Origin of the sequence: Sphingomonas sp., from assembly GCF_036387535.1 — a bacterium.
Classification (GTDB): Bacteria; Pseudomonadota; Alphaproteobacteria; order Sphingomonadales; family Sphingomonadaceae; genus Sphingomonas_R.
Genome location: NZ_DASVTO010000078.1, coordinates 1 through 8,893, shown reverse-complemented (window position 1 = coordinate 8,893; position 8,893 = coordinate 1). Strand labels below are relative to the sequence as shown.

The 8,893-nt window shown below is 68.2% G+C and carries 10 protein-coding genes; 5 read left to right on the top strand and 5 right to left on the bottom strand.

Annotated elements, in window-relative coordinates:
* Positions 1-93: 93 nt before the first annotated feature.
* The gene (locus VF649_RS07050) at positions 94-435 is read right to left on the bottom strand and encodes a hypothetical protein (protein ID WP_331011252.1); all 342 of its coding nucleotides are present in this window, start codon (positions 433-435) and stop codon (positions 94-96) included.
* A 62-nt stretch (positions 436-497) separates the two neighbouring features.
* On the bottom strand, positions 498-1,325 hold the full coding sequence (gene map, locus VF649_RS07045; RefSeq protein WP_331011251.1) for a type I methionyl aminopeptidase: 828 nt from the start codon (positions 1,323-1,325) through the stop codon (positions 498-500).
* Between the two features lie 63 nt (positions 1,326-1,388).
* On the opposite strand from map, the gene VF649_RS07040 reads away from it, so the two are divergent.
* Positions 1,389-2,144, top strand: a complete 756-nt coding sequence (locus VF649_RS07040; RefSeq protein ID WP_331011253.1) for a competence/damage-inducible protein A — start codon at positions 1,389-1,391, stop codon at positions 2,142-2,144.
* A 33-nt stretch (positions 2,145-2,177) separates the two neighbouring features.
* On the opposite strand, the gene VF649_RS07035 is transcribed toward VF649_RS07040, so the two are convergent.
* Entirely contained in the window at positions 2,178-2,459 is a 282-nt protein-coding gene (locus VF649_RS07035) for a HigA family addiction module antitoxin (protein ID WP_331011250.1), read from the bottom strand.
* Between the two features lie 13 nt (positions 2,460-2,472).
* Entirely contained in the window at positions 2,473-2,751 is a 279-nt protein-coding gene (locus tag VF649_RS07030; RefSeq protein WP_331011249.1) for a type II toxin-antitoxin system RelE/ParE family toxin, read from the bottom strand.
* A 163-nt stretch (positions 2,752-2,914) separates the two neighbouring features.
* On the opposite strand from VF649_RS07030, the gene VF649_RS07025 reads away from it, so the two are divergent.
* The 4 genes from VF649_RS07025 (at position 2,915) to VF649_RS07010 (ending at position 8,057) form a co-directional block, all read left to right on the top strand.
* Positions 2,915-3,811 (top strand): hypothetical protein, encoded by an 897-nt coding sequence (locus tag VF649_RS07025; protein ID WP_331011248.1) that lies wholly within the window; start codon positions 2,915-2,917, stop codon positions 3,809-3,811.
* Between the two features lie 74 nt (positions 3,812-3,885).
* Entirely contained in the window at positions 3,886-5,559 is a 1,674-nt protein-coding gene (locus VF649_RS07020) for an MFS transporter (protein WP_331011247.1), read from the top strand.
* Positions 5,560-5,562: 3 nt separating this feature from the next.
* Complete coding sequence (locus VF649_RS07015) at positions 5,563-6,672, top strand: HlyD family secretion protein (protein WP_331011246.1); 1,110 nt, start codon at positions 5,563-5,565, stop codon at positions 6,670-6,672.
* A complete protein-coding gene (locus VF649_RS07010) occupies positions 6,669-8,057 on the top strand; it encodes an efflux transporter outer membrane subunit (protein WP_331011245.1) in 1,389 nt (462 codons plus the stop codon). The genes VF649_RS07015 and VF649_RS07010 overlap by 4 nt, the downstream gene beginning before the upstream one ends.
* A gap of 61 nt (positions 8,058-8,118) precedes the next feature.
* On the opposite strand, the gene VF649_RS07005 is transcribed toward VF649_RS07010, so the two are convergent.
* Positions 8,119-8,814 carry a carbonic anhydrase gene (locus VF649_RS07005; protein WP_331011244.1) on the bottom strand — a complete coding sequence of 232 codons (696 nt, stop codon included), beginning with the start codon at positions 8,812-8,814 and terminating at the stop codon, positions 8,119-8,121.
* Between the last annotated feature and the right edge of the window lie 79 nt (positions 8,815-8,893).

The window sequence follows — 8,893 nt, the reverse complement described above, 5'->3', positions numbered from 1 at the left end:
TCTCGACACGCTCGAACCAAACGGGTTGGCGGGGGGGTTCGGTCCGGAGTCGTTGGTGCATTCGAGACCCCGCGTCCGCGGGGGGCTGAAACTTCAGCTCCCGGACGGGACGCAGGCCGCGGTCTGGCCCGCGGCACAGGCGGCGGCCTGCTTGGCTTTCCAGGCGGCGACGCGGGCGGCGTAGTCGGCTTCGCTTTCCTCCGCGATGCGCTGCACTTCGATCGTACGCTGGTTCTGGACCGCGACGGCGCCCTTATATTGCGCGGCCTGCGCGGCGCGGTTGGCGTTCTGCGCGCGGATTTCCGCCAGGATGCGGGCGTTGAGCGTCAGCGTGGTTTCGACGCCGGGCGGGGTGGCGGCCGGCGCCGGATCGGCTGGCTGCGCGACCAGCGGGGTCGCAGCGGCGAACAGCAGCGGGATCAGGGCAACACGCATGACAAGGCTCCGAAGTCGTTTCGGGGGTATAACGCCTTTGCCCCCGAAACGGTTCTTCGCCGTCAAAAATAGGGTGGACGGTGGCGGCCGGCGGGGCTGGCGGTGAAGATTTCGCACCCGTCGTCCGTGATGCCGATCGAATGTTCGAATTGCGCCGACAGCGAACGGTCGCGCGTGACCGCCGTCCAGCCATCATCCAGCACCTTCACATCCGGGCGGCCGATGTTGATCATCGGTTCGATCGTGAAGATCATGCCGGGCTTCAGCTCCGGCCCGGTGCCCGGCCGGCCGAGATGGACCACCTCCGGCGCATCATGGAAAACGCGGCCGACGCCGTGGCCGCCGACATCGCGGACCACGCCGTAGCGATGCTTTTCGGCATGCGCCTGAATGGCGTGGCCGATATCGCCCATATGGTTGCCGGGGCGGGCGGCATCGATCCCCAGCATCAGGCATTCATAGGTGATGTCGACCAGCCGCCGCGCCTTCACCCCGACATCGCCGACCAGATACATGCGGCTGCTGTCGCCGTGCCAGCCGTCCAGCAGCGGGGTGACGTCGACATTGATGATGTCGCCGTCCTTCAGCGTCTTGGCCGACGGGATGCCGTGGCAGACGACATGATTGATCGAGATGCAGCTGCTGTGCGTATAGCCGCGGTAGCCGAGCGTGGCTGGGACCGCGCCGGCGGTTCGCGTCATGCCGGCCACGATGTCGTCCAGTTCCGCCGTCGTCACGCCGGGCACGACATGCGGCGCGAGTGCGTCGAGGATTTCGGCGGCCAGCCGGCCGGCCTTGCGCATCCCGGCAAAGCCATCCGCGTCATAGAGCTTGATCGCGCCGTCGCGGGTCACCGTATCGGCGGCGGTGATGGTCTGATATTCGGTCATGTGCCGGATATAACCATGAAGCCGGTGCTTTGCGAGGTGGTGGGGACGGGCTATGGCACGCGTATGACCGAACGCATCTGGACCGCCGCTCTCCTTGTCATCGGTGACGAGATCCTGTCCGGGCGGACGCAGGACAAGAATGTCGCGCAGGTGGGGTTGTGGCTGAACCTGCAGGGTATCCGCCTAGTCGAGGTGCGGGTGGTGCCAGACGTGGAGGATGTGATCGTGGATGCGGTCCAAGCCCTGACGGCGCGCGCCGATTATCTGTTCACGACCGGCGGGATCGGGCCGACGCATGACGACATCACCGTCGATGCGATCGCGAAGGCGCTGGGCGTGGCGGTGGTGGTGCATCCGCACGCGCGGGCGGCGCTGGAGGCCTATTACGCCACGCGCGGCGGGCTGAACGACGCGCGGTTGCGGATGGCGCGGGTGCCGGACGGCGCCGAGCTGATTGAGAACCGGATGTCGGGCGCGCCGGGCATCCGCCATGGCAATATCTTCATCATGGCGGGCGTGCCGCATATCGCGGGGCTGATGCTGGAGGCGCTGGCGGGGCAGCTGGAGGGTGGACGCCCGCTGCTGTCGCGGACGGTGGGGTGCTGGGTGCCGGAAAGCGAGATCGCCGACCTGCTGCGCCAGACCGAGCGCGATCATGGCGCGTGCCAGATCGGCAGTTACCCCTTCTTCCGCGAAGGCCGCGTCGGCGCCAATTTCGTGGTGCGATCGACGGAGGCGGACGCGCTGGATGCCTGCGCCGAAGACCTGGTGGCGCGGCTGGCCGAGGTCGGGCTGGTGGCGACCGACGGCGGGATTTGAGGGGCATTTGAGGTGCGCGGTTGGTGCTGTCCGTCAGGCGGCATCCCGCAACGGGCGGACCGGCGGCTGCACATGCTGCTGCGCGCACCAGAGGTCATGATTCGCCTGCATGGCGAGCCAGGCGCGTGCGGTGCTTGCCCCCGCCTGTTCAAGCCGCAAGGCGAGATCGGGACTGATCCCGGCCTTGCCATTCAATACGCGGGACAGGGCGACCCGCGACATGGCGAGTCGACTGGCCGCCTCCGTGACCGACAGGTTCAGCGCCCCTATCACTTCGTTCCGGAGCAGTTCACCGGGATGGGGAGGATTGTGCATCATCGTCATACCCTCAGTGATAGTCCTGATAATCGACCAACTCGGCATCCGTGCCGACAAAGCGGAAGGTGATCCGCCAGTTGCCGTTGACCCAAACCGACGAATGCCCCTTGAGATTGCCTTTCAGCGGGTGAAGCTTGAAGGACGGTACAATCATATCGTCCGGCCCTGCCGCCACGTCCAACAACGCCAGAATGTTTCGGAGCTTCTTTGCATGGGCGGCCTGAACGCCTCGGGTTGTGCCGGTGCTGTAGAAGGCTTCGAGTCCTTTATGGCGGAAGCCGATGATCATCGTGATGTGTATCGCGTATAGATACGCGATACAAGGCCTGTTCGCTTAGGGCTGTTAAGCCATCGTCCCGGAATGAGACGGGCGTCTCAAACCGGGGCTGGGCGGTAAGGAGTTGTTAACTGCGTTCCTTCATATCCGATTCGTATATGGAGACCCTCGCATCATGACCGCGCCGCGTTTCACGACGCTGGGCTATGCCGGGACCGACAAGACGTCGGTCCGCCAGGCGATCGCGCATGCGGCCGAGCGGACCGGGGTGGCGTTCGACTATCTGTTGCAGCAGGCGCAGTCGGAAAGCGGGCTGAACCCCAATGCGCGGGCGGGATCGTCGTCGGCGACCGGGCTGTACCAGTTCATCGACCAGAGCTGGCTGGGCGTGCTGAAGATGCACGGCAGCGACCATGGCTATGACTGGGCGGCCAATGCCATCCGGAAATCGAACGGCCGCTGGACCGTCGACCCCGCGATGCGCGATCAGGTGTTCGCGTTGCGCCGCGATCCGCAGGCCGCGGCGTTGATGGCGGGCGAATATGCCAGCGACAATGCCACAGGGTTGCAGAAGGCGCTGGGGCGCGAGCCGACCAAGGCCGATCTGTATTTCGCGCACTTCCTGGGGTTGCAGGGGGCCAGCCGCTTTCTGCGCGCGGCCGATACCTATCCGGATGCGTCGGCGGCGTCGGTGTTCCCGCGCGAGGCCGGCGCCAATCGCAGCATCTTCTATCGCAAGTCCGGCGAGGCGCGCAGCCTGACCCAGGTCTATCAGCTGATGGCACGCAAGATCGAGGGATCGGGCGAGGCCGGGTACGGCACGCCCGACAATCCGGTGCGGATGGCGACGTACAATCCCGGCGACCGGGACGCGATCACCCCGGTGCGGCGCGTGGACATACCCGCATCGACCGCGGCGGGCACCGACACGATGATGGCACTCGGCGGGCAGCAGAGCCGGATGAACATGCTGCGGCCCGATCCGAAATATGCGATGCTGGCCTATATGATGGTGTCGGCGACGCCGCTGGACAGCGATCGGGACCGGGACGGCGACAGCGGATTCGTGTGATCAATTATCAGTTCCGGTGACAGGGGGCGGGCCGCGCCCTATCTGCGGCCCATGCAGATCGGTCTTCACGCATGATGCCGGCGGGTTTGCGCGGCCGACGCTGGCGCGGGGGCGCGGGCACGACCGACGACTGGGTGCCGCAGCCGCACGAACGATCGCAAATCCCGGGATCGCCGGCCAGCCCCGCGCACCCGGTGCACCGGCGTTTCGCGTTCGCCGCGATCAGCGCACTGGTCGGGATCACCGGCGGGCTGGGCAATGCGATCGTCACCGCCAACCTGGCCAGCCTGCAGGGTGAATTGGGGCTGTATGCGGCGGAGGCCGCGTGGTTGCCGACCGTGTATGTGATGACCAACGTCGTCAGCGGCCTGTTGCTGGTGAAGTTCCGGCAGCAATATGGGCTGCGGCTGTTCGTGCAGATATTCCTGGTAGGATATGTGCTGGCGACGGCGGCGCATCTGGTGGCGCACAGCTTCGTCTCCGCGATCATGGTGCGGGCGTTCAGCGGAATCGCGGCGGCGTCGCTGTCCACGCTGGGGCTGCTGTACATGATGCAGGCGTTCAAGCCGGAATGGCGGTTGAAGGGCATCGTGCTTGCGGTCGGCATCCCGCAACTGGCGCCGCCGCTGGCACGGCTGTTCCCGTCCGAATTGCTGGAAGCGGCGCAGTGGCGGACCTTCTACCAGTTCGAACTGGGATTGGCGTTGCTGTCGCTGGCGGCGGTGCGGTGGTTGCCGCTGCCGCCGAGCGAGCGGATCCGGGCGTTCGAGGCGCGCGATTTCCTCACCTTCGCGCTGGTCGCCCCCGGGCTGGCCCTGCTGGCGGCGGTGCTGGGGCTGGGGCGGGTGCTGTGGTGGTTCGAGGCGCCGTGGCTGGGCTATGCACTATGTGCCGCGGTCCTGTTGCTGACGATCGGGTTCCGGATCGAGCATGGCCGGCAAAATCCGTTGCTCAACACACGCTGGCTGGGCAGCGGTGATATTGCGCGGTTCGCGCTGGTGGCGATCCTGACGCGCGCGGTGCTGGCCGAGCAGACGACGGGCGCGGTCGGGTTGCTGACCGCGCTGGGGCTGGGCAACGAACAGCTGCGGGGGCTGTTCATGGTGATTCTGGCCGCCAGCATCGCAGGAATGGTGGTGGGCGCGTGGACGCTGAACCCCAATTTCCTGGGCAAGCCGATCCTGATCGCGCTCGCGCTGATTGCACTGGGCGCCTATCTGGACATGGGCGCGACCAACCTGACGCGGCCGGCACAGATGTATCTGAGCCAGGCGATCCTGGGCTTTGCCGCGTTGCTGTTCATCGGCCCGGCGCTGCTGGTCGGGCTGACCCGCGCGCTGGCGGCGGGGCCGTCGCATTTCGTCAGTTTCTCCGTCCTGTTCAGCGTGACGCAGAGCCTGGGCGGGTTGCTGGGATCCGCGCTGATCGGGACGTTCCAGACGGTGCGGACGCGCGTGCACCTGGTCGAACTGGCGGGGCAGGTGTCGCTGGCCGATCCGCTGGTGGCGGCGCGGGTGGGATCGGGCGGCGCGGGGCTGAGCCGCGTGCTGGGCGATCCGGCCCTGCGGCAGGCGGAGGGCGTCGCGCTGATCGCGCAGTCGCTGACACGCGAGGCGAACGTGCTGGCGTATGACGATGTGTTCGCCCTGATCGTGGTGATTGCGCTTTGTACGATGTTGTGGGCATCGATCCATATCTCCCGCATCCAGCGGGCCCGCCGCCGGGCCGCGCAAGTTTCCACGAGTTGATCCATGGCCGATAGCGACCCGCAGCCCGCCGTCCGGACCGGCGCAGATCCCGAACAGGCAGCGCCCCGCGCCTGGCGACCGCCGACGAAGAGCCTGAGCGCGATCGTCCTGATCGCGCTGCTGGTGATCGCAGGGATTGCCGCGATCCTGTATGCGTGGCGGTTGCCGCCGTTCACGTCGACGCTGCAGTCGACCGAGAATGCGTATGTCCGCGGGCAGGTGACGATCGTCAGCCCGCAGGTGTCGGGATATCTGGTGGCGGTGCCGGTGCAGGATTTCCAGCACGTCACGCGCGGGCAGATGCTGGTGCGGATCGACGACCGCATCTATCGCCAGCGGGTCAATCAGGCGGAAGCGACGGTCGCGGCGCAGCAGGCGACGCTGGCCAACAGCGCGCAGCAGGCGCGGTCGCGCACGGCGGCGCTGGGATCGCAGGCGGCGGCGATTGCAGGCGCGCGGGCGCAGCTGGTGCGGGCGCAGGCGGATATGGCGCGGGTCGAGGATCTGGCGAGCGACGGATCGGTTTCCCTGCGCGAGCGCGACCAGACGCGGGCCGCCTTGCTGCAGGCGCAGGCGGCGGTGCAGCAGGCGCAGGCGGCGCGCGCGATCGGGCAGCAGGACGTGCGATCGGTGGCGGTCGGGCGCGGGGGGCTGGCCGCGGCGGTGGCGGGCGCGGCGGCGGCGCTGAACCTGGCGCGGATCGACCTGTCCAACACCATCATCCGCGCGCCGCAGACGGGGACGTTGAGCGAGATCGGCGGGCGGGTGGGCCAATATGTGACCGCGGGCACGCAGCTGATGTTCCTGGTGCCCGAACAGATGTGGGTGATCGCCAATTTCAAGGAGGCGCAGACCGCCCGCATGGCGCCGGGGCAGCGCGCCAGCTTTGCGGTCGACGCGCTGGGCGGTGCGCGGTTGACCGGGCATGTGCAGAACCTGTCGCCGGCGGCGGGGAGCGAATTCAGCATCATCCGGACCGACACCGCGACCGGCAATTTTGTGAAGGTGCCGCAGCGGATCGCGGTGCGGATCGCGATCGATCCGGGACAGGCACTGGCGCGGCGGCTGCGGCCGGGCATGTCGGTGGAGGCCAGCGTGGATACCGCGCCGTGAGCGCGCGCCGGACCTTGCGCCGGACCCCGGGCCGGATCGTGCCCGCGCTGACCCTGGTGCTGGCGGGCTGCGCGGGGCCGCAGTCGGGGGTGCCCGCCGCGGCGACCGTGACGGTGCCGACGCAGTGGCGGACGCAGTTCGCGGACACCGCGCCGGTGACCGCCGGGTGGTGGCAGCGGTTCGGCGACCCGGCGCTGACCAGGCTGGTCGAGGCGGCGCTGGCGAACAACAACGACCTGGCAATCGCAGCGACGCGGATCGCGGAGGCGCGGGCGAACGAGCGGCTGGCGCGATCGGCGTTGAGCCCGACGGCGAGCGCGGGCGGCGGCATCGCGGAGTCGCGGGCGGTGAATGCATTCGGGGTCGGATCGACCGGGTTCGGCGGACAGCCGGCGGTGCAGGCGGCGTATGAGGTCGACCTGTTCGGGCGGTTGGCGACGCTGTCGCGTGCGGCGCGGGCGGACCTGCTGGCGACGCAGGCGGCGCGGGACACGACCGCGCTGTCGATCGCGGCGACGACGGCGAGCGGCTATATCACGCTGCGCGCGCTGGACGCCCGGTTGCAGACGACGCGCGACACGCTGGTGGCGCGGGACGAAGCCTTGCGGCTGGCACAGCGGCGCGCGCTGACCGGCTATACCTCCATGCTGGAATTGCGGCAGGCGGAGGCGGAATATCAGGCGGCGGCCCAGCTGATCCCGCAGGTGGAGCTGGCGATCGGGCGGCAGGAAAATGCGCTGCGCGTGCTGACCGCCGGGGTGCCGGGGCCGATTGCGCGGGGGCGGACACTGACCGAGCTGACATTGCCGCCGATCCCGGCCGAATTGCCGGCGGAGTTGCTTCGGCGGCGGCCGGATATCGCGGCCGCGGAATATCGGTTGGCGTCGGCGGACCTGAGCCTGTCGGCGGCGCGCGCGCAGTTCCTGCCGCGGCTGAACCTGGCCGGCAGTGCGGGTCTGAGCCTGTCGAGCCTGTTGGCGGCGCCGGTGACGATCTTTTCCATCGGTGGCAGCGTGCTGGCGCCGATCCTGGATGGCGGGCGGATCCGGGCGGGGGCGGAGGCCGCCGCCGCGCGTCGGGATGCGGCGGCGTTCGCCTATCGTGGAACGGCGCTGACCGCGTTTCGCGAGGTCGACGACAGCCTGGCCGGCGTGCGGCGATCGGGGGAGCAGGCGGCCGACGTGATCCTGCAGCGCGCGGCCGTCGCAGAGGCGCTGCGGCTGGCGCGCAACCGGTACCGGGCAGGCTATGCCAGTTATATCGAGCAGCTGGATGCGCAACGCGGGCTGTTGAGCGCCGACCTGGCGCTGATCCAGGCGCGGACCGACCAGCTGACCGCGGCGGTGACATTGTACCAGGCGTTGGGCGGCGGTTGGGACCGGTAGAAGGACGCCCCGGTCATGCGACCGGGGCGTCAGGATTTCCGGGGTTCAAGGGGACCGGAAACTATTCGGCCGCCTCCAGCAGCGGCGCGTCATAGGCCAGACGCGCGGTCTGGGCGACGGCAACGGGCAGCGTGCGGTCTTCCCGCAGGGGCACAAAACGCCCGCTTTCCCCGTCGAGGCCAAGCACATTGCCGGCATGGATGTCGACGAACCAGCCGTGCAGCGCGATTTCGCCACGGGCAATGCCGGCGGCGACCGACGGGTGTGTGCGGAGGTGCGCAAGCTGCGCCACGACATTTTCCATGGCGATGGCGCGGACCTTTTCCGCCTGCTCAAGGTGGGGATAGCATTCCGCGACGACTTCGGCAGCGGCATGGCCGTGCTTCAGCCAGCCGGCGACGACCGGCATCTTGCCCAGCGCTTCCGGATTGGCGATGCCCTTCATCGCGCCGCAATCGCTGTGGCCGCACACGATGATGTCGCGGACGCCCAACACCACGACCGCATATTCGACGGTCGCGGACACGCCGCCGTTCGATTGCGAATAGGGCGGGACGATATTGCCGGCGTTGCGGCAGACGAACAGGTCACCGGGCTGCGCCTGCATGATATGTTCGGGCACGACCCGGCTGTCGGCGCAGGAGATCATCAGCGCCTTCGGATTTTGTCCCTCCGTCGCCAGCTTCTCGTAAAGGGCGCTGCGACTTGGAAATTCCTGGGTTTCGAAGCTGAAGACGCGACCGATAAGCTCGTTCATGGGTTCTGCTCCTTGCGGGTTGGGCGGCAGACCGCCGACCATTGTGGCACAGGAGATGGCAGCGCCGTTTTGCTGGCTT